Below are 25,757 nucleotides of genomic sequence, written 5' to 3' on the forward strand. Positions count from 1 at the left end.
GTATTTGATTAGATCAGGAAGGGCAGTCTTCATGTCCTTCCTGATTTATTATGAACGATAAGATTACTAGAATAAAAGCATGAGAACCATCAAAAGTTTCGTACACAACAACATTCGTTCACACAAAGATAAAGAACGATTCAACCTGTACATAGAGATAATGGGAGGAAAAATCGGAAATGAAGAAATCAGTAATTACTATTGCCGTTGCAACGACGGTCGGGCTGGGAACAATTTTTGGCGGAGTAACAGTTAAAACAGAAGCCGAATCGATTTCCGGATTGAAAGGTGAACAAACTAAAATTCAGGACCAACGTTCCAATATAAAAGCCGATATAAATTCAGCAAACGATAAGATTAAAACATTACAAAGTCAGCAGGCAGATGTAAAGAGTGAAAAGAAACGCCTTGACTTTGCGATTGATGATACAACTGACAAAATAAATGATAAAACTGAGAAGATTAAAAATACGAAGGCCGAAGTGGCTAAACTCCAAGCTGAAACAAAAGTCATCAAGGAGCGAATTCAAAAGCGTAATGTGCTTTTGAAGGAACGGGCCCGCAGTTACCAAGAGAATGGAGGAATGGTTAGTTATTTGGATGTGATAATGGGATCCACAAGCTTTAATGATTTCATTGATCGTGCAAACGCAGTAGCAACCATCGTGCAGGCGGACCAGAATATTTTAGAACAGCATGAGGCCGACAAAAAGGAACTTCTTGAGAAACAAACGCAAGTAGAAACGAACCTTGCTAGCCTCCAGAAGATGCTAGTAGACTTAAAAAATATGAACCAGCAATTAAGTGCACAAAAGAAAGAAAAAGAAAAACTATTAGCTAGCCTGAAAGATCAGGAAGAAGAAGCACATGAAGGTATGCTGGATATGCAGGAGAGAGAGCAAATCCTTGCGGCTCAAGAGGCAGCCATTAAAAGGTCAATCCAAAATGAGCGTGAGCGTCAGGCAAGGGAAGCGGCTCAAGCTAAAAGTAATCAATCTAAAAGTGGAAGCAGCGGGACCTCTTCTACTTCAAGTGGAAGCAGTGCATCATCTTCTGCACCAAAGGTGTCAAGTGGCAGCTTCACAAGACCAGCTCCTGGGGTCATTACTTCGACCTTTGGAGCCCGTGGTGGATCATTCCACTATGGTTTTGACATCGCAAAACCGGGCGATAATGTACCAATAGTCGCTGCTGCAGATGGGGAAGTATATGTTTCGCATTACTCATCAAGTTATGGAAACGTAGTGTATATTTTGCATAACATCAATGGTCAAACCTATACCACCGTTTACGCACATATGAGAAGAAGTTTGGTGGGAGCAGGTGCAACCGTGAAAAAAGGACAACAAATCGGTGTTATGGGTAACACGGGTGATTCCAGAGGTCAGCACTTACACTTTGAACTATACAAAGGGCGTTGGCAATATCATGCGGCAATCAATCCATCAGGGATTGTACCGCTATAATAATGAAATGGGAGAAGTTCATACTTCTTCCATTTTTTTATTCAATCATAACTCGTCCACTCCTAACATATAAGTTAATATTCGGGCAGGAATTTGGAGCCTTGTTATAAAAATAGATAGGACACGCATTTTTAACTCGAGGAGGATTGGGATGAATCGTAGATGGATTGCCCTGTTGATGACGGGTTCGCTTCTGACAGGAGCGGGGGGCACATATGCAGGAATGCAGTTATTAGATGATAAAATCGGAAACAAGAAGCTTGAGTTAGTGCAATCATCAAAAGATAATCAAATAATTCCCGAAGAAAATACAGCTGATCTTGAAAAAGTAGAGCAGGCCTATGACCTTATTTTAAGCAGGTATGTTGAAAAAGTGGATCAGGATAAATTAGTAGAGGGTGCGATCCAAGGGATGCTTTCAGTCTTAAAGGATCCGTATTCCGTCTATATGGACAAGGAAACAGCCAAACAATTCACACAAACTTTGGAATCCTCATTCGAAGGGATTGGAGCCGAAGTTGGAATGGTCGATGGGAAAATTGTGATTGTCTCACCATTCAAAAATTCCCCCGCTGAAAAAGCAGGCATCAAGCCGAATGATCAAATATTAAAGGTGAATGGAAAAAGTGTGGAAGGACTTGACTTGAATAAAGCAACGCTAAAAATCCGCGGCAAAAAAGGCACAACGGTTCAATTAATGATTGCGAGAAAAGGGTTAAAAGATCCACTAGCCATTGATGTCACACGTGATGAAATTCCACTTGAGACCGTACATGCTTCCATTAAGAAGCAGGATGGCAAAAAGGTTGGCTATATTGAATTAACCTCCTTCTCTGAAGATACGGCCGCGGATTTTGAAAAGGAATTATCGTCCCTCGAAAACAATGATATTAAAGGGTTAATTATTGATGTACGTGGAAACCCTGGCGGCCTTCTGGATAGTGTCGGTGAGATTTTAAAAGAATTTGTACCAAAGGATAAGCCGTATGTCCAAATCCAACAGCGAAACGGTAAGAAAAAACGTTACTTCTCGACGCTATCGAAGAAAAAGGATTATCCAGTGCTTGTCCTTGTCAACAAAGGCAGTGCCTCCGCATCGGAAATTCTCGCAGGTTCACTGCAAGAGGCGGCAGGTTACCAGCTCATCGGAGAAACAACGTTTGGAAAAGGCACGGTTCAACAAGCTGTCCCAATGGGGGATGGCAGCAATATCAAGTTAACGTTATTTAAATGGCTGACCCCAGATGGAAATTGGATCCACAAAAAGGGAATCCAACCAGATGTGGCCGTTAAGCAACCGGCCATATTCGCCACCCATCCCATTCAAGTGGAAGAGACACTGGAAGAGGATATGAACAATGAGCAGGTTAAGAATGCTCAAGAAGTGTTGGCTGGTTTAGGATTTGCCCCAGGTCGGACGGATGGATACTTCAGCAAGGAAACGACCATGGCCGTAAAAGGCTTCCAACTTCATGTTAACATGAATCCGACAGGAAAAATCGGCCCCAAAACAGCTGCCAAACTTGAAGAAGCTGCGATTGTTGAAATGAAAAAAGAAAAAAACGATCTCCAGCTGCAAACGGCATTGAGATTAATTACCAAATAGTAAACAGGGGCTTTAGCCTCTGTTTTTCTTTTTGGGTAGTAACTGTTACAACATTTTTGCCATTTTCTAAAAACTAGTAATATGTTTTATGGTTCTAATTTGGTAAAATAATCTTTAAGAGATTTTTTTATGAAATTACTAGAATTAATAGAGGCAGGTGGCAGGAAATGGTGGAAACATGGCTTGCGGAACTTCTAAAAGGGACAGGCAAGTTATTTCTTCATCCTGTTTTATACTATCTTGTTTTCCTAACAGGGATTTTAGGCGTTACAAGAGTGAAGCGTGAGCGGAAAAACTTTCACATTCGGGCACATGATGCCTATTTTGAACTCCGCCAGTTATTTCCGCTGGGAGTTCTGATCGGACTGGTTCTTTCTATTATTGTTGTTGCGGCAGGCATCGCCGTTCCATTTGCAACAATTCTACTGATTGCTGTCTTTACGTTTTTGTGGTCACTGACAACAAATGTTCGATGGATATCACCTGCATATACAATTGGGGCTGCCTTTTTCGCGATTATATTGATTGCTGAGAATAGTTGGTCGATCCCGCTCTTTACGAAGTCGTTTCAAGCACTGGGTGACAAGGTTTATCCTTCTGTTGTCGTTGTGCTAGGAATGATGTTAATTGCAGAAGGAATCCTAATTTTTAAAAACGGCGGAAAGGGGACCTCTCCTAAACTTGCCAAAAGCAAACGCGGTCAAAACGTAGGGTTGCATGAAGGAAAGCGCCTCTGGATGCTTCCGTTGTTCTTACTTATACCAGGTAATGCACTGCAACTTCCATTCGATTGGTGGCCAGTCTTTCATCTGGGATCACAAGAGTACTCACTAATTCTGGTGCCATTTGCAATTGGCTTTCACCAGAAAGTCAAAGGGATGCTGCCCAAAGTTGCCATTGAGCTTCATGGACGCCGAGTAATCGCCCTTGGGGTTTTCGTTACATTACTTTCTGTCGCAGGCTATTGGTTGCCGCTCAGCTCGATCGTGGTAGCGGCTCTGGCTGTCCTTGGCCGTGAATTGATTACATTAATGACAATGATGAAGGATGATAATCTCCCGTTTTATTTTTCAAAAAAAAATCAAGGCCTGATGATTATTGGAGTCATCCCTGAGTCCCCTGCAAGTAAAATGGGTCTGCAGGTTGGTGAAATCATCTCAAAAGCAAATGGACTGTTGGTTCGTGATGAAAAGGTGTTCTACGAAGCCCTGCAAAAAAATCGTGCGCACTGCAAGCTAGAGGTCCTTGATACTAATGGAGAGATCCGCTTCCTCCAACGTGCCCTTTACGAAGGTGACCACCACGAACTGGGCATCCTCTTTGTTCAGGATGAGCGCAAGTATGATGAGAAAATAGGATAACGATGGTGCCTGACACCATATTCAAAAAACCACTTAGCCAAAAATTGCTAAGTGGTTTTTTATGTTCTTTATTGGGTAATCTAATTGTGTAAAAAACAAATAAGATTATTTCGTTGACAAGATGCATTTTATATTATAAAATTACTTTGAATTAGAGATATATTAATTAATAATATTCCAATTCAAGATTACACTGTAATATTGAGTAGGATAATGTCCTGCCAAAAAGTGTTTTGTTTATTCATGAACACTACGTAACTCTTTAGATAAAAAATTTTATAGGTGGTGTTGAAGTTGGGTTTTTTAGGTAGACTATTTGGTGATTCAACAACAAAGGAGGAAAAAACAATGACAAAATTAAACATTGGTATTATTTTAGGTAGCACACGTCAAGGACGAGTAAGCCCACAAGTAGGGGAATGGGTGAAAGGGATTGCCGACAAACGCGGCGATGCAAACTATGAAATCGTTGATATCGCGGACTTCAATTTACCATTCTTAGGTACAACTGACGGTTCAGAACCTGGTATCGCTGAATGGAATGGAAAACTTGCTAACTTAGATGGCTTTGTATTCATTGTTCAAGAATATAACCACAGCATCACTGGTGCATTAAAAAATGCCCTTGATTTTGCACGTGAAGCATGGAATGACAAAGCTGCAGGAATCGTAAGCTATGGTTCAACAGGCGGAGCTCGTGCGGCTGAACATTTACGTGGTATTCTAGGCGAATTGAAAGTGGCGGATGTTCGTACACACCCAACTTTGTCATTATTTACAGACTTTGAAAACGGCAGTGTATTCAAGCCAGCTGAATTACACCTTACAAATGTAAATAATATGCTTGACGAAGTGAATAGTTGGAGCGGAGCATTAAAAACAATTCGATAATAACCAAGAGGGGGGGATGATGATTCATCCCCCTTTGTTGTATTTTGAAAACAGTTGAATAGGGAAGAACCTGGCTTCAAGGATGCCAGGTTGCGTTAATAAGGAAATTGGGTTGAATAATTACTATATTGTTGATAGGCCTGGTCAAGCTTTTGCTGTTCCTCGGCTTCAAGTTTGTACCAGCCATTTTGGAACATCAGGCTATACAGCTCGCGGCAGCTTTGGTGCGTCTCGTTTAAAATTTGTAGGATATCAGTATGAAGTTGTTCATGACTTGCTTCACGAACGGCAATGTTCAAGCTATCCGTTAAATATTTACAAGTACTGAGCCCATCATTCAAGTAGTCACGGTCATTCATATTTGGTCCTTTAACTTTTGGCAATTGTCCGGTTTGCGGATTAGCGATTTGGTTATTGTTTTGCGCTTGTTGGTTTTGCACGGTTCTACCTCCTCATGATGGTGTTTAGTTGACTTGTGAAGGACTTGGTATGTTCGCCATTGCTTGATTATTGTTCACTTGCAGGTGAGGAAGCAATCGATTAAAATGATCCTGGTGCATCCTCCCAGCCTTATCAAGCGCCTGCTTGAAGGTTGGATTTTCGGCGTTTTGTGCTAGGGAATGGAACTTTTTAAACGCCAGAAGCTCCCACGATAAAGCATCTTTTAAATACATTAAGTCTTTAGTTGTAATCGCGCGAGGCGGATTCGGAATAGGTATTTGTGTTTGTGTTTGATCCATGATGGTCTCCTTTAATTAGATTTATACTTCATTGTTTAGAATGAACAAACGGCTCATCCGTTATTCTGAAACCTTCTAGGGAGACACTTTTTTTACATAAAAAAACCAAAGGATGTGCTTCCTTTGGCTGTCACCTGATTATAAGGATCGATATTTTTTCAATGAAAAGATATTCAAAACAATGAAAATAGCGGCGAAGATCACTAAGGCAAGAAGGTCCCCGCTTATATCACTCAAACTAAACCCTTTATACATCACACCTTTTAATGCGTCACCTGCGTAGTACATAGGCATTACCTTCGCAACTGCCTGTAACCAATCGGCCATCCCTTCAAGCGGGAAAATTCCTGCAAAAAATATTTGTGGTATGACTGCAATCGGGATAAATTGAATCATTTGGAATTCTGAGGCTGCGAAGGTCGATAACAGGATTCCAAGCGAGAGTGCCACCAAAGCTAAGACTAAATTAATGAGGAGCACATTCCATATCGACCCGACAAGGACGATATCTAATACATTGATAGCATAGAAAACAACGATCATTGTTTGAATCACTGCGAATATTCCATAGCCAACTAAATAGGCGGTAACGATCTCCCATCTCCGAATAGGAGTAGACATCAGCCGTTCCAATGTGCCCGTTGTGCGCTCGCGTAATAATCCGATTCCTGAAATAATAAAGACGAAAAAGAAGACAAAGAAACCAACTAAGATCGGACTTAACACATCAAAAAAGACAGTGTCTGAGTCACCATAAACGTAGTTTATATCGATACTTTTCGGTGTCATCGCAAGCGCTTTTCCGGAGCTTTGCATCATAATCTGTGCTTGGAACTGTGCCGAGATTACTTGATTTACCTTCATTTGCAGCGCTTTTGCTTTTGTAGGATCGTCATTCAGAAGTATCAGCTTTATTTTTCCATTTTCCTGCTGCAGCAGTCCGTCAAGGTCGTCATTTAGAATGGTATGATTTGTTACTGACTTGTATACTTTAAGGTTAATGTCTGCCTTTTTAAAGGCGGTTGTTAACCCACTATTAACGCCCGCGACACCTAATTTTGGATTGACGGTGTTGCCATTGAATAAAAAGTACATCAAGGTCAGAATTAGTAGTGGTGCCACAAATAACAAGGCTAAGGTGCGTTTGTCCCGAAACATCTGCTGACAAATTCTTTTAATTAGCGCAAGAACTCTCATGATTGTTTCACCCCTGCCTTTAAGAATACCTCATCAAAATCGTCTGTCCCGTAGAACACCTTTAATTCTGCTGGCGTTCCACTCGTTAAAATGCGGCCGTCGCGGACCATAGCAACATAATCGCATTTCACCGCTTCATCCATAACATGAGTGGTGACAATGATTGTTTTTTGCTCTTCATTTTTCAAACGTAAAAATTCTTTCCAAATCGATAACTTTAATTCGGGATCTATGCCGACAGTTGGTTCATCTAAAATTAATATTTTAGGGTCTTGAATTAAAGCAATCGCTAGGGATAAGCGCCGTTTCATGCCCCCAGAATAAGCAGCTACCCGTTTCTTTAAGTCGTCTGTCAGGTTTACTAAGTTGGAAACATAAGTGATTCGCTTTTTCTGTGCTTCTTTATTTAACCCGAATAGCGAAGCGAAAAACTTCAGATTTTCTTCACCTGTTAATTCGCCATACAAGGCGTCCGCTTGGGCCATATAACCAATTTCCTGAAGTAAAGCAAGATTTGGCATTTTCTTATCTAATACATGAATCGATCCGGTATCCGCCTTATCCATGCCAACAATCATTTTGACAAGGGTGGTTTTCCCGGCCCCTGAAGGTCCAATCAACCCAAATAATTGCCCTTTCTCGATCTTTAAGTTGACGTCATTTAAAACGGTTTTTTTTCCAAAGCTTTTGCTGACTTCTTCTACTTTTATGGTTGAATCCATCAATCATTCCCCCTAGGATTGTTGACGCGCTTATGATTTTATTTTACAACTCAGTGAAAGATAAGCAATAAACAAAAAACAACAATGTGTTGATTATGATCCACTAGTTAACAAAGTGTTCATTTACTTTTGAAAAAAGGCAGCCTAATTTTTTATCAACCCGGTAACATGCCTTGGGCCTAATAATGTGATCCGCGATAAGATCATCGCCATTTCACGCGGCGGTTTTTCCATCCCGCTTTCTAGCCAGTGCTGAATCACACCGAGGTGGGCAGAGCTGACATAGGAAAATAGATATTCTACGGGGACAAGCATTTCTTCCCCATTTATCTTTGACATAATATGTTGGAAAAAGGTCTTTTTAATGATATCTCGCAATTTTCCTTGGAAGGATGCGTCACCTTTGGGACCCAAAATCACTTTCATAAAACTTGAATTCTCATGGAAAAACTCAAATAGGTTAATGATGAAGGGAAATGGATCATTTTCACTATTAAAATTCAAGAAATCATTTGGATTTATCTCTTGGGTCATTTTTTCAATTTCATTTAATATCTGAGCCTCACTCTGCTCCAACAAATCATATTTATCACGATAGTGGAGATAGAAAGTACCCCGATTAATATCCGCTTTTTTCGTTAAATCACGAACCGTAATTCCTTCAAAGCCTTTTTCCTCCATTAGCTCTGTTAGAGCATCACGAATTAATCGCTTCGTCCGTACGATCCGCCTATCTGTTGACTTTTCCGACATGTCAAATCCCTCCTTGAAAATTGTTAATTGCCATACCTGTCAAACAAATTATAATATACATCGTGGATGTTAATAAACATCGTGTACATTAATTTTCTTGAATAAACAAAAGGGGATTCCTTTTTTGAAGTAGGAATTTTTTTGTATATTTGCCAGCGTGGCTGTTAAACCTAAAATGGGAAATTCTTATCCATGAAAGGTGGTTTAGCCATGATCTTTAACTTGTTGAATGGTATTGAGTTTCAAAATCCGGATATTTTTAATCTTGAAGGAGCGGCAACAATCGTTTTTTATTTTACAGTCTACTCATGGTTAGGCTGGCTGCTCGAAAACAGTTATAACTTTTTCACTAAACAGGAGTTTTTTAAGCCGAATTTTTTATTTGGACCATTTAAACCGATGTACGGCTTTACCCCTATCCTCCTGGTATATTTTTTGATTTCACCAGAAACAAATTGGCTGGTGGTAATCCTCCTCTGCTGCTTGATCCCCACCATGGTGGAATATGTGACGGGAGCATTATTACTAAAGCTTTTTAACCGGCAATGGTGGGACTATTCCGATTCACCCTTGCAGCTTCATGGACATATTTGTTTGCCTTTCTCGGCCTGCTGGAGTATCCTTTCCCTTCTTTGCATAAAATGGATCCATCCTGCAGTTGCATCTATGTACGGAGAAATTGAACCATATTGGGCCTGGGTCTGGTCTGCAGTAGGATTATACTTCCTTGCCGATCTTGTATTAGCCATCCGGAAACATTCATTGCAGGACCTTATTACCGATGAACCAACCAATCCAATCCAATAGGCGCCTGACACCATATGAAAAAACTCCTTCCGTAACATATAAGAAGGAGTTTTTTGCTTTAATACGTCAATCATCATACATGGCCATGGATGATGAATTTGAGCAAATAGATTTGATATTTTAATTAAATCGACAAATGATCGTGGCAGGTGTGATCTGAATAAAAGATTAAAATTCAATGAAAAAAAGAAAACTAAGCAGAAATCATGCTAAATTGAAGTAGATCATTTCTAAAAAAATAAGATGGTTTTATAAAATATGTAAATTTGTAACCTAGGTTCATGCCATATAAAGGAGGGGTGACGATGAAACAGCGGATTTTGGTTGTAGAGGATGAAAAACAGATCGCCAAGATATTAAAGATCGAACTGGAGTATGAGGGATACGAAGTACATGTTGCTTATGATGGGAAATCGGGATTGCAGGCAGCCTTACATGAAAAATTGGATTTAATTTTATTGGATGTTATGCTGCCTGAAATGAATGGCATTGAGGTTTTAAGAAAAATACGAAAAGAGAATGACCTCATCCCTGTTATTTTATTAACAGCCCGCAATATGACCATGGACAAGGTAGCAGGACTCGATCAAGGGGCGAATGATTATATCACCAAGCCATTTGAAATCGAGGAATTATTGGCAAGAATTCGTTCTTGCCTTCGTCAAAGTACCATCGCAGTCATGGCATCACAATCGAATGACTCCTTATTAGATATAAGGGATTTAACTGTTAATCTGGATACAAGAGAGGTCAAAAGGGGGGAGACTTCCATCACGTTAACTCCCAAGGAATTCGATTTACTCGTTTATTTGCTATCCAATAAAAATAGAATTGTCACGAGAGAGAGCATCCTCCTTCATGTTTGGGGCTATGAATATGAAGGGGAAACCAATGTCATCGATGTGTTTATCAGACATTTACGAAAGAAAATGGAAGAAGGTTTTTCTGACCCAACGATTATTCAGACGGTAAGGGGCATTGGTTATACCATAAGGGAGAATTAACAAATGAAGATTACCACAAAAATAAATCTTATTACTACGGCATGGATTTTATGTATGTTACTTGCTGTGAATGCGGTTGTCTTTTTTTCATTTATGAAGATTACTGTCAATATGGAAGATGGTGAACTACTTCAAAAGGCTGATTATTTGATAAACGAAATCAACAAGGAAGATTCTCTAGCGGTTATTAAAGAAAAATTAACCCCATATCTAACGAACCAGTCCTTTATAAGGATCGTTCAGCCAGATTCGAAAATAGTTAATCAAGTAACGAATGATCCGAAATTAGCGGCTAAAATAAAACCACAATTCACTACTGAAAAAGGTACGGAAAGGCGGACCATTAGACTTAAACATCAAGAAGAACAAATTGCCATTGTCAGGGTGCCAATCCAATCAAATGGCCATGTAGTAGGAACACTAGAGTTCGGGGAGAAATTAGTGGGATTGGAAACAGGAAAAGACTTATTACTTTCCATTCTTGTCTTTTGTACCATTTTAGGTGCGGTATTATCACTGCTCGGTGGTAGATGGTTGTCAAATCTGATTATGAAACCTATCTCTAATATGATTAACACCATGGAGGATATTGAAAAAAGCGGGATCCCGAAAAAGATCATCATCCAACATGAGACAAAGGATGAATTGCAAAAATTGGCCGTTACGTTTAATCGGATGATTGGCAGATTAGAGGCAAATCTCGAAAAACAGCGGCAATTTATTTCGGATGCTTCACATGAATTGAAGACCCCGCTTACTGTGATCAAGAGTTATGCAGACCTACTATTAAGACGGGGGTTAAAAAATGAAGAGGTTGCCCATGATGCGATTGAATCGATTCATTCAGAAGCAACAAGAATTCAAAAAATGACTGAAAGGTTTCTTGATTTAGCCGATACAGAATCAGGTCATCTTTTAGAACCAAAAGTAATCAATTTAGTTTCCTTGTGCGAGAATATCTTCAAGCAGCTTAAAAGTGCTTATAAGAGGGAAATTAACCTCCATTACCAAGAACCCGCCATTACGGTTATGGCGGATGAAGTCAAGCTAAAGCAGGCAATGATAATCTTAATCGATAACGCAATTAAATATAGTACAGATAAAATAGATGTGTACTTACAGGATAAGGAACAATTGACGATTATTACGGTAAAGGATTACGGAATCGGCATACCTGAGTGTGAAATAGAGAATGTCTTTGAACGGTTTTACCGGGTGGACAAGGCACGAAGCAGGGAGACAGGAGGGACAGGGTTAGGCTTGTCGATTGCCAAAAATATTATGAAGCAGCATCAAGGGGAAATTATCGTAAAAAGTACGGAGGGAGTGGGAACAGAGGTGGAGTTGTTCTTACCCAAACGTAAAGTTGGAAAGGAAATGTTTTTCGAGTGATTAAAATATTGATAGTAAGTGTTATTCTTTTATTCATTTTGTTTCTTATCTATTCCATATTGCCAACCCTCCTCATACGTAGGAGCGAGCGGGGAATCATCAAAACAATAAATGCTCCAGCTATTGCATTAACGTTTGATGATGGCCCCAATCCTGAATACACACCACAATTACTTGATCTTTTGAAAAAGTACGGTGTAAAGGCATCCTTTTTTGTGGTTGGCAGTAAAGTGAAAGCCTATCCTGCCATTATTAAACGGATGAGTCAGGAAGGACATACAATTGGAATTCATCATTATAACCATATTTCGAGTTGGATTCTTTCCCCCTTTCACTTGAAAAAACAACTGCAAATGACAGAACAGGCAATCAAAGATTGCACCAATGAAGCAGTAACCTTTTACCGGCCGCCATGGGGGAGCTTTAATAGTGCCAGCCTATTTTTGAGCAAGCGATATAAAGTGATTATGTGGTCGCATATCTTCGGTGATTGGAAGGTAGCGAAGGGTAAAAACGGCCTGCTTGAAGAATTGCTCCAAACGACAGAAGCAGGCTCTGTATTGTTGCTTCATGATTGTGGGGAAACCTTGGGTGCCGATAGGCTAGCTCCCCGTTATATGCTAAAGTGCTTGGAAATCTATTTACAGGAAAATGTAAATAAGGGCACAAAATTTATCCCATTAAAAGAAGTGAACTTTTAGAGGCTGCTATGAATGTAGAGACAATTATTAATTATATTAATATATATGGTTACCTAGTCATTTTTCTCTTTTTATTCTTTGGTATTGTGGGCATTCCTGCTCCTGAAGAATCGCTGCTCTTTTTAATCGGCGTGCTGAGTTTTCATCATAAGCTCTCAATAGGGCTAGCCATACTAAGTTCCATTCTCGGAGCGTTTATTGGAATGCAAACAGCCTATTCGATTGGAAAATATGCAGGGTCCCCGTTTATAAAAAAATTCGGTAAGTATGTCGGCATAAGCGATGACCGTTGGGAAAAAGTAAGTCGTATATATACGAAAAATGTACGCAAAACAATCGTTATCGGTTTTTATCTGCCAGGTATTAGGCAGATCAGTCCGTATTTTGCTGGGATTACAAACATTCCATTTCGGCGGTTTTTCCTTTTTTCCCTGCTAGGCACTCTTCTCTGGACCATCCCTTTTATTGTAGGAGGCTATTATGCTGGAAAGGTATTTCATATAAATCCAGACTATATTCCATATTTAGGAATGGTATTTTTCATTCTTTTTCTGCTATTTGTCATACTTAAGTATATAAAAAGGAAAAGAACTGCATCAGCTGAATAGGAGAAAATAAAACAAAAACCTGAAAAGGCATTTTCAGGTTTTTGTTTTTTGACCAAGCTAAAAAAAAGCTGAAGGTAAGATTAAAAATCCATTAAAAAACGAGTTTTTTAAGAAATGAGTGATACATTGAAAGGGTAATTTAGAAATCATCATTTTCAAAGTTCGATTTCTAGTAGAACAGGAGATGGAATAAGTGAAGAAGATTTTGTTTTTACCACTCTTACAAATGCAATCGGGACATCATCAAGTTGCTGAGGCATTAATGGATCTGTTAAAAAATCATACAGATGATCTTACATTTAAAAAAATCGACTTGTTAAGTTATACAAATAAATCGTTAGAAAAAGTGATTACAAATGGCTATCTTAATTGGATCCGCTACGCGCCAGAAACGTATAATCTTGCCTATAAAAGCTTTTTTTACGTATCACCAACTAAAAAACATTCCTTTAAATGGTATCAACCGCTCTTTTTGAAGAAAATGGAGCAATTGTTAACAGAGGAAAAACCAGATTTACTTGTATGTACGCATGGGTTCCCTTCTTATCTTCTTAGTAAGTTAAAAATGAAGGGAAAATGCGACATACCGATTATTAACGTTTACACAGATTTCTTTATTAATAGTGTTTGGGGAAGAGAGGGGATCGATCTTCATTTTCTCCCTAGCCAAGAGATCAAACGAAAACTAAGCAGAAAATATCAAACCACGAACCAACGGCTGATGGTCACTGGTATTCCTGTCCATGAAGAAATTACGAAAACCCTCTATCGGAAACACGAAAATGAGCGTCTCAAAATCTTATTATCTGGAGGAAATAGCGGTTTGGGCGGGATTTTGAAACTAGCGGAAGAGTTAAAACTCTCCTCAAACTTAGACTTCTTGGTATTGTGTGGTAATAACAAGAAGCTTTATGATGAAATTCTTTCGTGGGATTTAGAGCATATCAAACCATTAACCTATCTTTCATCAAGATCAGAAATGAATTTACTGTATGAAGAAGTGGATGCGATAATTTCAAAACCGGGTGGAGTCACTATAAGTGAAGCAATCCGAAAAAGACTGCCAATCTTTGTTCATTCTGCACTTCCAGGGCAGGAGGAAATAAATCTCCTATATTTAAAGCGGAAAGAGCTAGTGTTTGATCTTGATCAGAGCACTCCATTGGAAAAACAGCTGCTTAGTGTTTTAACGAACCAGAAAAAAATGAAAGGCTGGGAGGATGCTATTGATGCTTACCAGCAGGGAATTGAGCTAGAGAAGCCGGAAAATATCGTGGGGTTGATAGAAACAATCCTTGACCAAAAGACGAGCAGCAGACAGTCGAGATTGGTTAGATATTCTTCTCCTTTGAGAATTTAAGTTTGTTGAAACACATGAATCTGGAGGTTAGTTAAGATGTCTCACATAGACTATGGTATCTTTCAAATAATAAATCACCTTGCAATAAGTGAGCGATTTTTAAACCCACTAATGATATTTTTAGCAGAAAAAGCAGAGTATTTATTTTTTGCGGGAATCATTTTTTATTGGTTTTATCATAAATCACAAAACCGAAAAATGGTTATTGAAGCAATCCTGGCCGCGTGCGTTGCGCTAAGTATAAATGGAGAAATAGGTCACTTTTTTTACCGGAATCGTCCTTTTGTCACCCATCATGTAAACTGGTTAATCCCTCATGTGAAAAACGCCTCGTTTCCAAGTGACCACGCGACTGCCGCATTCGTGATTGCGACGGCCATTTGGATTTGGAAAAAACGTGACGGCTGGTTGTGGTTGGTATTGGCTGCAGGCATTGCTCTGTCCCGTGTTTGGACAGGAGTACATTATCCTTTAGATGTGGTAGCAGGAATGCTCATAGGGACAAGTGTAGCTTTTGCCATCCATTTCCTACTAGTTCGATTCGAGGAAATAAACAAAGTAATCCTTTGGTTAATTAAGTACTATGAGAAAATTGAGAGTAATCTTTTGAAAAAGAACCGTCTAGTCAGAAAAAGATAGAAAGCCGAACGAGGCAGCGGCTTTGTATGCGTTAAAGAGGGACTTTGCTTTGAATGTAAAACTGAATATGGAAAAGGAAGAGCCACTAAGGTTCTTCTTTTTTGTCATAAATCAGCTAAACTGTCATAAAATCTAAAGTTAATTGCTCGCTTAAAAAGTATATATCCCCAGAGTAGGAAGGAGGATATCATGTTCTATGCGATGTTGTTGGAAGGTCAATCGTTGTGGAATACACCATTACTAGCTTGCCTCATTTGTATAGCGGTTTTATATGTAGTCTTAGTACTTTCTTTTACAAAAATAAAGCTTCATCAAAAACAACCCCTGCTTTTTTTCCTCAGTTTAAGCATTATGTACGGAACCTTTGGCAGTCCATTTGAAGCCATAAGTCACTTGTCGTATAGTTTGCACATGCTGCAAATGAGCATTTTATACTTTATTATCCCACCTCTATTTTTATTAGGAATTCCAGATTCATTTCTCCAGCAAATTCGTCATCTCTCCATCTTTGTAAGAGTAAGCAAGTTTTTCTTACCGCCAATTGCTGCACTTTATGCTTTTGGCGCAATGTTCTTGATGTACCATTTCCCAGTAGTTTTAATGACTCTCACTCAAAATTCGTTTGTCCATAATGGGTACCTATTTGTGCTGTTTGTCCTTTCTTTTAGGATGTGGGGCCCAATAGCCTCTCCCGACTCGAAGAAGTATGGTTCAAAAGGGCAAAATAAACGTTATCTATTATTGAGCGGGCTTGTATTAATGCCTGCCTGTTTGCTTTTCATATTAACTGCCTTTATTGGTGGATTGAATAATCCGCTTCTTACACAACTAACCGCAAACCTTTGTATCTCTCCTTCTCAATTAAGTTCTCTCAATATACTGCCATCACCATTTAATACAAGACTTGATCAATTGTTTGCGGGAATCCTAATGTTGGGAATGCATAAATTTGGATTAACCTTGACCGTTCGTCTTGGTAAAAAAATGAATAGTGGGAATGTGGTGGGAATTGTTGACTGACCGGCACTTCCCACTATTTTTTCTGTGTGCGGATACTTTCCGGTGCCGTTAAATATATTCCGCCATAATTTTGGGAATGGTATGTAAGAAGTGTGCTTAATTAATTAAATTAGCCAAAAGATTAGGTGGGATTTTTATTTACAAAAAACAAGAGCGGAAGCTCATTTGGCTGGCTTTTATTGTTGCATCCATTATGGGACTGTCCATCATTGGACGGCTTTTTTCAGGATAAGAAAGGAGGGAGTTTTATGGGTAATGAGGAAGCAGTATTTTTTAGTCGTGTCCTCACAGAATTGACCTTGTCTTTTCACATCATTTACGCAACTATTGGTGTCGGGATTCCGCTGATGATTATGATTGCTCAATGGGTGGGGATAAAGAAACAAGATGAACACTATATTTTATTAGCTCGAAGGTGGACAAGGGGATTTGTGATTACCGTGGCTGTGGGCGTTGTGACCGGGACCGCGATAGGGTTACAGCTCTCACTACTCTGGCCCAATTTTATGCAGCTAGCGGGAAATGTGATTGCCCTGCCGTTATTTATGGAAACATTTGCGTTTTTCTTTGAAGCGATTTTTTTAGGTATTTACATATATACGTGGGATCGGTTTAAGGACCAGAAAAAACATCTGCTCCTGCTGATTCCTGTTGCGTTGGGAGCCTCCTTTTCTGCCGTTTTTATTACGATTGTCAATGCGTTTATGAATGCGCCTCGAGGATTTGATTTGGTTGGGGGGCAGTTGGTAAATGTCAGTCCAATTATCGCGATGTTTAATCCGGCGATGCCGACAAAGGTAGCCCATGTAGTTGTCACCGCCTATATGACTTCAGCGTTTGTCCTGGCTGCGATTGGTTCCTTTCGTTTACTTAAGGGGTCAAACCATGCGTATCATAAAAAGGCTTTGTTTTTAACAATGAAGCTTGGTTTCGTCTTTTCCGTAGCAACCTCTCTTTTAGGGGATTTCTCCGGAAAGTATTTGGCCGAATATCAGCCAGAAAAATTAGCTGCGGCCGAGTGGCACTTTGAAACCGGGAAAGGTGTACCACTTGTCTTATACGGTGTCCTGGATAATGGGGAAGTAAAATATGCACTAAAAATTCCCTTTGCACTCAGCATTCTGGCTCATGAAGTCCCTAATGCAGAAGTGATAGGACTCGATCAGTTTCCGAAGGATGAAGTGCCGCCCCTGTATATTCACTATTTATTCGATACGATGGTGACGATTGGGATGTGGATGACTGTTTTGTCTTTGGTGTATGTAATTGGTACTTGGCGCCACTGGCGTTTCGTTGTATCCAAATGGTTTCGCTGGCTGCTAGTGCTCGGCGGCCCTCTCTCCATTCTTGCGATTGAGGCGGGGTGGTGGCTGGACGAGGTCGGCCGTCAGCCTTGGGTCCTGCGTGGGATTTTGCGAACTAAAGATGCAGCGACAACAAGCGGTCAAGTGGATATCATGTTGGTTTTATTTGCTGGGCTTTATCTTGTCCTCGGGGTTGGCAGTGCAGTTGTACTCTGGCGAATGTTCCGGAAGAACACGGTGGAACGGGAATTGGCCGATAGAGCCTCCGAGAAAGCGGGTGATGTGCTATGACACTGGAAATCGTCGGGATAAGCGCATTGGGGTTGTTTCTCTTTGGATATATTATCATTGCGTCCATTGATTTTGGGGCAGGATTTTTTAACGCGTTTAGTACATTAACCGGGAAACAGCATATTTTGACGAAGATTATTCAACGCTATTTATCGCCAGTTTGGGAAATCACGAATGTCTTTTTAGTGTTTTTCTTCGTCGGGATGGTTGGTTTTTTTCCAAAAACTGCTTATTACTTCGGCACCACCTTACTTGTGCCGGCAAGCATTGCGATTATTTTGCTAGCTATTCGGGGAGCTTATTATGCCTTTACAACCTACGGGGGACTCAAACATAAACGGTACACCATTTTGTATGGGTTGACGGGATTATTTATTCCAGCATCGCTGTCGAGTGTCTTGACGATTTCAGAAGGCGGCTTTGTGACAATGGAAAGTTCTGCGCCTGTACTTGATTATTGGGCATTGTTTACCAGTCCTTTATCGTGGAGTATTGTGGTCCTTAGTCTGACAGCCGTATTATATATCTCCGCTGTATTCTTGACATGGTATGCCCATCATGCAAAGGATGAGGCGGCAACGAACCTTCTACGCAAATATGCACTTAGTTGGGCAGGACCTGCCATTATCACGGCTGCGGGTATTATCATAGAAATGAGGATACACAATCCGGAACATTATCAGCGCTTACTCGACCTTTGGTGGTTGTTCGGATTGTCTGTCGTTTTCTTTGCTGGAACCGTTTATTTGATTTGGAAGCGGCGTGCGTACGGTTTGGCATTCTGGTTATTAGTCGGGCAATTTGCGCTTGCCTTTTTGGCCTATGGCGCTTCCCATTATCCTTATTTACTGTATCCCTATCTCACCCTTTATGATAGTTTTACGAATCAATCGATGGCGATTGCCCTGATTGTTGCCTTCATTGCAGGGTTAGGATTACTCCTGCCATCGCTATATCTTCTGCTAAAATTGTTTCTGTTTAACAAGGAATATGTACAAGGGAATCGAAATGATGAACATGCTTAGGGGGAATGAACGTGGATGATTTCTTGCTCTTTTATGCCCCGTTTCTTGTGATGATTGTGTCGATTGTAGTGGCGTTTTGGATTGCTCCGAAAGATGATTCTGTGGAAAAATAACAACTGACTGTAAAATCGGTATGGAGTGTTCATGAGGACAAACCTAAGGATGAAAAAGTAAAAACTGTCCTCATGAGGCGTTCATGAGGACAAAACTAAGGATGGAAAAGTGAAAACTGTCCTCATGAGGTGTTCATGAGGACAAAACTAAGGATGGAAAAGTGAAAATTGTCCTCATGAGGTGTTCATGAGGACAAAACTAAGGATGGAAAAGTGAAAATTGTCCTCATAAAGCTTCGATGAACATCGAAACCCGCATTTATTATCCAACCATACTCTTATAAGCTACGCTTCAAGAAAGCCTTCGTTCGTTCATTCTTAGGGTTTGTAAACAACTCCGCGGGCGAACCAGATTCCACAATCTCCCCATTGTCCATAAAAATAACCCGGTTTGCTACTTCCTTAGCAAATCCCATCTCATGTGTCACAACAATCATCGTCATATGTTCTTCGGCCAGATCCTTCATCACTTGTAATACCTCACCAGTTAATTCGGGGTCTAATGCAGAAGTAGGCTCATCAAAAAGCAGAATTTCTGGGTTTAACATGAGCGCTCTGGCAATGGCGACTCGTTGTTTTTGCCCTCCTGAGAGATTGGCTGGATAGGCTGCTGCCCGGTCAGTAAGCCCGATTTTCTCGAGTAGTTCACTACTTCGTTGCTGAATTTTAGCGGGCGCTTCCGTTTTCAGCATTTTTGGAGCTAGTTCCAAATTTTCTTTCACCGTGAGATGCGGAAAGAGGTTGAAATGCTGAAAGACCATCCCCATTTTTGCATTGATCTCTTTAATCTCCAGGGGTTTCGCATAGACGCCGTCCTTTACTAAATGCTTACCGGAGACACAAATCGTGCCACCGTCTATTTTTTCAAGATGGACCAAACTGCGGAGCATCGTACTCTTCCCGGAACCGGAGGGACCAATGACGGCTACCACATCATTTTTATTTACATCAAAGCTAATCTGTTTTAGGACATCCAAATTCCCATACGATTTTTTGAGGTTAGCTATTTCCATGACAGGCATAGTTATCACTCCTTCTTATTCAAATTTGAACCGTTTTTCGAGCCATTTAAAGACCATCGTTAAGAGGAGCGTCATGATCAAGTAAATAATACCGGCGACGAAGAAAGGAACGATGGTAAAGTCGCGGTTTACAGCTGTCTGGGCAAAATGCAACAATTCCGGTACGGCAACCGCATAGAGCAGTGCGGTATCTTTGACCAATGTAATGGATTCGTTCGCGACAGCAGGAAGGGCGATCCGGAACATTTGCGGAAGGATGACCTTTGTTAACGTCTGCCATTTATTCAGGCCGAGCACTTGCGATGCCTCATATTGACCTTTATCAATCGCAAGAAGCCCGCCGCGAAAGATTTCGGCGAAATAGGCAGCATAGTTCAAGATAAAACCTAAACAGGCAGCGACAAAGCGGTCCAAAACTAAATATTCTCCAACTACTGGTATCATCGGCAGCCCGAAACAGATAAATAACAGCTGAAGCAAGAGCGGTGTACCGCGCATCACGTAAATATATCCTTGTGCAAGCAGGGACACAGGCTTAAAACGGCTGCCGACAGCCAGTGTTAATATAAACCCAAGTGGAATCGAAACCACAATCGCAATGACAAACAAGAGGATTGTCATCTGGGCGCCTTCGAGCATTGGTTTAAGTATGGAAATCAGATAATCAAAAGACATATATGTTCCTCCAAAAGCAAAACAGGGTTCCCAATGGAAATCCTGTTCGCCTTATATTCGGTATTAGTTTAATACTTTATTCTCGCCAAACCACTTTTCAGAGATACCTGCTGCTGTGCCATCCTCATTCATCTCATCGAGTGCTTTTTGTAACTTTTCAAGTAATGCTTCATTCCCTTTTTTAACGCCAATTCCGTATTCTTCAGGAGCAAGTGATTCTTGAAGTACTTTAAAAGACTCTTTTTCCTTTTTCATATAATAATCGATAACAACTTCATCAATTACTACTGCATCCAAACGACCACTCTTTAAGTCAGTTAATGCCTGGACATTATCAGCAAATTCGGTAACTGTCTTAATTTTGGCTTTAATAGGTGCAGCATCCAAAGCATCTGCTGCAGAAGATAGTGTCTGCAGTCCAACAACCTTTCCATTTAAATCATCTAATTTAGTAAGCTTTGAATCAGCCAATGTAACAACCACTTGTGCATTCTTCAAATATGGCTTCGTGAAAAGAACTTTCTTTTTACGTTCATCCGTAATAGTGTATCCGTTCCAAATAAGGTCAATCCGTCCACTGCTAAGTTCCGCTTCTTTTGTGCTCCAATCAATTGGTTGAAACTTGACCTTTTTCCCCATCTTTTCAGCAGCTGCGTTTGCGTAGTCGATGTCAAAACCAACAATTTTATTGTTCTCATCGCGGAAACCCATCGGGGCAAATTTATCATCAATCCCAATCACGAGTGTGTTGTTCTTTGCTCCTGATGATTTAGACGAACATCCTGTAAGGACCGAGAATAGTGCTGCTATTACTAGAATCATAGGTATTAACCGTTTCATAATAGAACTACCACCTTAGCTATTTATTTTAAATTTCCTTTAGTACGTTACCGAATTATTACACTAACATATTATAACGCTATAATATTATTTAATACAATAGCATTATAAATAATATGAAAATTGAAAATACTCAAAGCTAGTTAATGGAATATAGAAGAGAAGCTGATCAGATTGAAATGGAGAACAATCAGGACAATTCTCTTTTTTGTTTGTGATTTAGGAATATATAAAAAAGGTAGTTCATCGTCTTAACATGATGAGCCACCTTTTATATAGAAGTTTATTTATTTTTCTTTATCGTGATCATCATCCAATATCCCTTTTGTTGACTGTTTAAATTCTTTAAGTGTAGATCCAACAGCACGACCGAGCTCTGGAAGTTTTTTCGGGCCAAAAACAATTAGTGCAATAACAAGTATAATTAAGGCTCCACCAAATCCTATATTTGCCATTCCAAACACCCCTTAATTATTTTACGAAAAAGGCTGTAAAATACATGATAAATATTCCGATTGTAAATCCAGTAAAATTCATCCATGATACGACAGGTTCATTATTCATTATTCCTTTTGTTTTCTTCCATCAGCATTTTTGAAATTACGAATATTACCTGTAAAATAGCACCTGCACCAACTCCTAAAAATACTGCACCCCAAATTGGTGAAAAAATAAACCCTCCGAACCAAGTTCCCAATATCGCAGGGGCACCTGCAATCGTACCTAATAACACAAAGTGGCTAATCTTTGGCTTACTCCTCAGTAATGGGGCAGCAATCCCAATCCCTTCAGTAATATTATGCAGAGTAAATCCGATTACTAAAAACGTACCTAATGCTGCTTCACCTAGTGCAAATGATGAGCCAATTGCCAATCCTTCACCAAAATTATGAAGACCAATTCCTGTTGCCATCAATAATGAAATCCCTAGTGGAGAATAACCCTTTCGTTTTTGTCTTTGATGTTGATATTGATCAAATCCAACCAGTAATAAAAATGAAAGAATCGTACAAATGATTACCACCATGTTGCCCTGGAATACAGACGGGGCTTCTGCTCCTATTTCAAATCCATCAAATAACGTACCAAAGAATAAGAATAGGAGGAGGCCAACTGTGAGAGCAAGAATGGCATTAATCCAGCCTTTTTTCAAACGTTTCATAAATGGAAACCATAGTAATCCTAAAGTAATGGGAACAATCCCTACGTAAAAACCAATAAATCCATAGTTCAACCCATCTTATAACCTTCTGTTTTTGAAGAATCATACATGTTTGAGTGATTTGCAGAATGATTATTGTGACTTGTTGTTTTTTCTTCTGCATGAACCATTTGGGAATATGGGGCTACTTTACTTAAATAAACACTCCCAGCTATCCCTAATGCTCCTGTAGTACCTATTTTTAAAATATCTCGTCGAGAAATTTTTTTGTCTGACATGCTTTTACCTCCTCCTAAAAAGTTTCCTTTATGCAACTTTATTTGTCTGTGTCAATACTCTATTTCAGAGACATTCTTTCTGTCAATAGAAAATTTAAAATTTTATGATAAAACATTCAAATAAATATTTGACCATTTTTTTGAACCAACATATACTAATAATCAAATAGACGTTTGAATAATGGTGGTGAAAAAATGAAGCACGATGATATATGTGAAGTAACCTGTGTTGATGAAGACAAAGTAAAACGTTTAAAAGGATCTATTTCACAGCAAGATACTATGTCTGTATCACAAATATTCAAAGCCTTATCAGATGATACTAGAATAAAAATCGCCTACGCCTTAAGTGAAGAAGATGAATTATGTGTATGTGACGTAGCAAACATTGTAGGAAGTTCAACAGCTACTGCATCCCATCATTTACGACTTCTTCGTAATTTAGGATTAGCGAAATATCGAAAAGAGGGCAAATTAGTATTTTATTCATTAGATGATGATCATGTAAGACAATTGATAAAGATTGCATTTGAACATCAAAAGGAGGTGAAATCTCATGAGTAACGCTTTAGAACAAACCAATGAAAAAACCGTTTACCGTGTACAGGGATTCACCTGAGCAGGCTGTGCGACAAAGTTCGAAAAGAACGTACAACACCTGGATGGTGTTGCTAATGCAAGTGTAAATTTCGGTGCTTCTAAACTTACAGTTTTTGGTGAAACAACTATAGAGGAAATAGAGAAAGCAGGGGCCTTTGAAAATATTAAAGTCATACCTGAAAAACAAAAATTTGAAGAGAAAAAAGAGCCGTTTTTGAAAAAACATTCATCTGTTATCGCCTCATTGGTTTTCTTGATCATTGGGTGGATGGCAGGACAAATGTATGGTGAAGAGAGTACCTCATCGATTTTAGCGTATGGGGCTTCTATTTTAGTAGGCGGTCATCGCCTGTTTACGACAGGATTGAAGAACTTATTTCAATTAGAGTTTGATATGAGAACCTTGATGACGATCGCCGTTATTGGAGCAGCAATTATCGGTGAGTGGGGAGAAGGAGCAACGGTTGTCATCCTTTTTGCCATTAGTGAGGTTCTAGAATCCTATTCAATGGATAAAGCCAGACAATCGATTCGTTCCTTAATGGATATTGCTCCAAAAGAGGCTTTAATACGAAGAGGTAATCAAGAATTTACAGTAGAAGTGGACGATATTCGGATTGGGGATATTTTAATTGTAAAACCAGGACAGAAAATTGCCATGGATGGAAAAGTAGTTAAAGGATTATCCGCTGTGAATCAAGCTGCCATTACAGGTGAATCTGTTCCAGTTTCGAAAACCATAGATGATGAAGTGTTCGCAGGAACACTAAATGAAGAAGGACTGCTTGAAGTAAAAGTTACTAAACATGTAGACGATACGACTATTGCAAAAATTATTCACCTTGTAGAGGAAGCTCAAGCAGAAAAGGCTCCATCACAAGCATTTGTTGATCGCTTTGCTAAGTATTATACACCTGTTATCATGTTTATTTCGTTATTAGTGGCCGTACTTCCACCACTTTTATTTGATGGGGACTGGAGCAAATGGGTTTATCAGAGTCTTGCCGTATTAGTGGTTGGTTGTCCTTGTGCTCTTGTCATTTCCACTCCTGTATCTATTGTTACAGCAATCGGAAATGCTGCGCGAAACGGGGTTCTGATCAAAGGTGGGATTCATTTAGAGGAAATGGGAGCCATTAAAGCCATTGCCTTTGATAAAACAGGTACCTTAACAGAAGGAATTCCTGTTGTAACGGATTATCTACCTCAACCAAATTCAAATTCGAATGAACTTCTTTCCATTATCGCTGCTTTAGAAAAGAGTTCTCAGCATCCTTTGGCTTCAGCAATCATGAAGAAAGCAGAGCAGGAAAACTTACCTTATCTAGATCTTGTGATTGAAGACTTTTCTTCCATTACAGGTAAAGGCATCAAAGGTAGGGTCAGCGGTAAAATGTATTATGTGGGAAGCCCTAATTTATTCGATGAGATCCTATCAAATGGAATTCCAGCGAATTTAAAAGCTACCATTTCTGACCTTCAAAATAAAGGTAAAACAGTGATGGTTGCAGGTACTTCAACTGAAATATTGGGACTACTCGCAGTTGCAGACGAAGTGAGAGTGAACAGTAAATCAGTTATACAGAAACTTCACTCATTAGGTATTCAAAAAACCATCATGTTAACGGGTGATAACAAAGGGACCGCCAATGCGATTGGAAAGCAGGTAGGAGTTTCTGATATACAAGCAGATCTTTTACCTCAAGATAAATTAACCTTTATTAAAGATCTAAGATACAAATTTGACCGTGTGGCAATGGTTGGAGACGGTGTAAATGATGCACCAGCTCTAGCTGCATCCACAGTCGGAATAGCGATGGGTGGAGCTGGAACGGATACAGCTATAGAAACAGCTGATATTGCTTTAATGGCAGATGATTTAGGGAAACTACCATTTACGTTAAAACTAAGCAGGAAAGCATTATTTATCATCAAGCAAAATATCACTTTCTCATTAGGAATTAAACTTTTAGCATTATTATTAGTGATTCCAGGTTGGTTAACCCTGTGGATTGCGATATTCGCAGACATGGGAGCAACTCTTATTGTGACTCTTAATGGTTTACGACTTCTCCGAGTAAAAGACAAATAAAGTGGGGCTTCCCAAAGTGGGAAGCCTTTTAATGGAAGGGTACAACAAACAATTGAGCATGCTTGTCATAATTAAATTTAAGTAGGAG

The 25,757-nt window shown here is 39.6% G+C and carries 28 protein-coding genes; 17 read left to right on the forward strand and 11 right to left on the reverse strand.

The window, feature by feature from the left end:
- The first annotated feature begins 179 nt into the window (after positions 1-179).
- The 4 genes from ACSU6B_RS02170 (at position 180) to ACSU6B_RS02185 (ending at position 5,324) form a co-directional block, all read left to right on the forward strand.
- Positions 180-1,466 carry a murein hydrolase activator EnvC family protein gene (locus ACSU6B_RS02170; RefSeq protein WP_410882379.1) on the forward strand — a complete coding sequence of 429 codons (1,287 nt, stop codon included), beginning with the start codon at positions 180-182 and terminating at the stop codon, positions 1,464-1,466.
- 151 nt (positions 1,467-1,617) lie between these two features.
- Positions 1,618-3,072, forward strand: coding sequence for a S41 family peptidase (locus ACSU6B_RS02175; RefSeq protein ID WP_410882381.1), 1,455 nt, complete (start codon positions 1,618-1,620; stop codon positions 3,070-3,072).
- 167 nt (positions 3,073-3,239) lie between these two features.
- Positions 3,240-4,433, forward strand: coding sequence for a PDZ domain-containing protein (locus ACSU6B_RS02180; protein ID WP_410882383.1), 1,194 nt, complete (start codon positions 3,240-3,242; stop codon positions 4,431-4,433).
- 294 nt (positions 4,434-4,727) lie between these two features.
- The gene (locus ACSU6B_RS02185; protein ID WP_410882385.1) at positions 4,728-5,324 is read left to right on the forward strand and encodes an NADPH-dependent FMN reductase; all 597 of its coding nucleotides are present in this window, start codon (positions 4,728-4,730) and stop codon (positions 5,322-5,324) included.
- Between the two features lie 95 nt (positions 5,325-5,419).
- Here ACSU6B_RS02185 and ACSU6B_RS02190 read toward each other — a convergent pair whose 3' ends face one another.
- From ACSU6B_RS02190 to ACSU6B_RS02210, 5 genes are all read right to left on the reverse strand, one after another.
- Positions 5,420-5,764, reverse strand: a complete 345-nt coding sequence (locus ACSU6B_RS02190) for a spore coat protein (RefSeq protein WP_410882387.1) — start codon at positions 5,762-5,764, stop codon at positions 5,420-5,422.
- 24 nt (positions 5,765-5,788) lie between these two features.
- Entirely contained in the window at positions 5,789-6,064 is a 276-nt protein-coding gene (locus tag ACSU6B_RS02195) for a ferritin-like domain-containing protein (protein WP_335711878.1), read from the reverse strand.
- 138 nt (positions 6,065-6,202) lie between these two features.
- Positions 6,203-7,261, reverse strand: coding sequence for an ABC transporter permease (locus tag ACSU6B_RS02200; RefSeq protein WP_410882389.1), 1,059 nt, complete (start codon positions 7,259-7,261; stop codon positions 6,203-6,205).
- A complete protein-coding gene (locus tag ACSU6B_RS02205; protein ID WP_410882391.1) occupies positions 7,258-7,983 on the reverse strand; it encodes an ABC transporter ATP-binding protein in 726 nt (241 codons plus the stop codon). Before ACSU6B_RS02205 ends, ACSU6B_RS02200 begins: the two co-directional genes overlap by 4 nt.
- A 144-nt stretch (positions 7,984-8,127) precedes the next feature.
- A complete protein-coding gene (locus tag ACSU6B_RS02210) occupies positions 8,128-8,736 on the reverse strand; it encodes a TetR/AcrR family transcriptional regulator (RefSeq protein WP_410882393.1) in 609 nt (202 codons plus the stop codon).
- 210 nt (positions 8,737-8,946) lie between these two features.
- Between ACSU6B_RS02210 and ACSU6B_RS02215 the strand changes: the two genes are divergently transcribed.
- The 11 genes from ACSU6B_RS02215 (at position 8,947) to cydS (ending at position 19,000) form a co-directional block, all read left to right on the forward strand.
- Positions 8,947-9,543: a putative ABC transporter permease gene (locus ACSU6B_RS02215; protein ID WP_410882395.1), complete on the forward strand. Its 597-nt coding sequence runs from the start codon at positions 8,947-8,949 to the stop codon at positions 9,541-9,543.
- Between the two features lie 305 nt (positions 9,544-9,848).
- Entirely contained in the window at positions 9,849-10,547 is a 699-nt protein-coding gene (locus ACSU6B_RS02220) for a response regulator transcription factor (protein WP_410882397.1), read from the forward strand.
- A 3-nt stretch (positions 10,548-10,550) separates the two neighbouring features.
- Positions 10,551-11,939 carry a sensor histidine kinase gene (locus tag ACSU6B_RS02225; protein WP_410882399.1) on the forward strand — a complete coding sequence of 463 codons (1,389 nt, stop codon included), beginning with the start codon at positions 10,551-10,553 and terminating at the stop codon, positions 11,937-11,939.
- The gene (locus tag ACSU6B_RS02230; protein WP_410882401.1) at positions 11,936-12,640 is read left to right on the forward strand and encodes a polysaccharide deacetylase family protein; all 705 of its coding nucleotides are present in this window, start codon (positions 11,936-11,938) and stop codon (positions 12,638-12,640) included. The genes ACSU6B_RS02225 and ACSU6B_RS02230 overlap by 4 nt, the downstream gene beginning before the upstream one ends.
- A gap of 8 nt (positions 12,641-12,648) precedes the next feature.
- On the forward strand, positions 12,649-13,248 hold the full coding sequence (locus tag ACSU6B_RS02235) for a DedA family protein (RefSeq protein ID WP_410882403.1): 600 nt from the start codon (positions 12,649-12,651) through the stop codon (positions 13,246-13,248).
- 193 nt (positions 13,249-13,441) lie between these two features.
- Positions 13,442-14,608, forward strand: a complete 1,167-nt coding sequence (locus tag ACSU6B_RS02240) for an MGDG synthase family glycosyltransferase (RefSeq protein ID WP_410882405.1) — start codon at positions 13,442-13,444, stop codon at positions 14,606-14,608.
- Positions 14,609-14,644: 36 nt separating this feature from the next.
- Positions 14,645-15,247 (forward strand): undecaprenyl-diphosphatase, encoded by a 603-nt coding sequence (locus tag ACSU6B_RS02245; protein WP_410882407.1) that lies wholly within the window; start codon positions 14,645-14,647, stop codon positions 15,245-15,247.
- A 189-nt stretch (positions 15,248-15,436) separates the two neighbouring features.
- Positions 15,437-16,267 (forward strand): cytochrome c oxidase assembly protein, encoded by an 831-nt coding sequence (locus ACSU6B_RS02250; protein WP_410882409.1) that lies wholly within the window; start codon positions 15,437-15,439, stop codon positions 16,265-16,267.
- A 248-nt stretch (positions 16,268-16,515) separates the two neighbouring features.
- Positions 16,516-17,862 (forward strand): cytochrome ubiquinol oxidase subunit I, encoded by a 1,347-nt coding sequence (locus ACSU6B_RS02255; protein WP_410882411.1) that lies wholly within the window; start codon positions 16,516-16,518, stop codon positions 17,860-17,862.
- Positions 17,859-18,887: a cytochrome d ubiquinol oxidase subunit II gene (locus ACSU6B_RS02260; protein ID WP_410882413.1), complete on the forward strand. Its 1,029-nt coding sequence runs from the start codon at positions 17,859-17,861 to the stop codon at positions 18,885-18,887. The genes ACSU6B_RS02255 and ACSU6B_RS02260 overlap by 4 nt, the downstream gene beginning before the upstream one ends.
- An 11-nt stretch (positions 18,888-18,898) precedes the next feature.
- Positions 18,899-19,000 carry a cytochrome bd oxidase small subunit CydS gene (gene cydS, locus ACSU6B_RS02265; protein WP_374103889.1) on the forward strand — a complete coding sequence of 34 codons (102 nt, stop codon included), beginning with the start codon at positions 18,899-18,901 and terminating at the stop codon, positions 18,998-19,000.
- Between the two features lie 278 nt (positions 19,001-19,278).
- Here the strand turns inward: cydS and ACSU6B_RS02270 are convergent, their stop codons facing one another.
- From ACSU6B_RS02270 to ACSU6B_RS02295, 6 genes are all read right to left on the reverse strand, one after another.
- On the reverse strand, positions 19,279-20,022 hold the full coding sequence (locus tag ACSU6B_RS02270; protein WP_410882415.1) for an amino acid ABC transporter ATP-binding protein: 744 nt from the start codon (positions 20,020-20,022) through the stop codon (positions 19,279-19,281).
- Positions 20,023-20,037: 15 nt separating this feature from the next.
- A complete protein-coding gene (locus tag ACSU6B_RS02275; protein ID WP_410882417.1) occupies positions 20,038-20,697 on the reverse strand; it encodes an amino acid ABC transporter permease in 660 nt (219 codons plus the stop codon).
- 63 nt (positions 20,698-20,760) lie between these two features.
- Entirely contained in the window at positions 20,761-21,537 is a 777-nt protein-coding gene (locus ACSU6B_RS02280) for an amino acid ABC transporter substrate-binding protein (RefSeq protein WP_410882419.1), read from the reverse strand.
- Positions 21,538-21,824: 287 nt separating this feature from the next.
- Complete coding sequence (locus ACSU6B_RS02285) at positions 21,825-21,992, reverse strand: twin-arginine translocase TatA/TatE family subunit (RefSeq protein WP_410882421.1); 168 nt, start codon at positions 21,990-21,992, stop codon at positions 21,825-21,827.
- A gap of 101 nt (positions 21,993-22,093) precedes the next feature.
- On the reverse strand, positions 22,094-22,771 hold the full coding sequence (locus tag ACSU6B_RS02290) for a ZIP family metal transporter (RefSeq protein WP_410882423.1): 678 nt from the start codon (positions 22,769-22,771) through the stop codon (positions 22,094-22,096).
- Complete coding sequence (locus tag ACSU6B_RS02295) at positions 22,768-22,977, reverse strand: hypothetical protein (RefSeq protein ID WP_410882425.1); 210 nt, start codon at positions 22,975-22,977, stop codon at positions 22,768-22,770. Before ACSU6B_RS02295 ends, ACSU6B_RS02290 begins: the two co-directional genes overlap by 4 nt.
- Positions 22,978-23,172: 195 nt before the next feature.
- On the opposite strand from ACSU6B_RS02295, the gene ACSU6B_RS02300 reads away from it, so the two are divergent.
- Complete coding sequence (locus ACSU6B_RS02300) at positions 23,173-23,541, forward strand: ArsR/SmtB family transcription factor (protein ID WP_410882427.1); 369 nt, start codon at positions 23,173-23,175, stop codon at positions 23,539-23,541.
- Positions 23,534-25,669, forward strand: a complete 2,136-nt coding sequence (locus ACSU6B_RS02305) for a heavy metal translocating P-type ATPase (protein WP_410882429.1) — start codon at positions 23,534-23,536, stop codon at positions 25,667-25,669. The genes ACSU6B_RS02300 and ACSU6B_RS02305 overlap by 8 nt, the downstream gene beginning before the upstream one ends.
- Positions 25,670-25,757: the final 88 nt, after the last annotated feature.

The sequence above is a fragment of the Neobacillus sp. C211 genome (assembly GCF_051842875.1).
GTDB lineage: Bacteria > Bacillota > Bacilli > Bacillales > Cytobacillaceae > Neobacillus.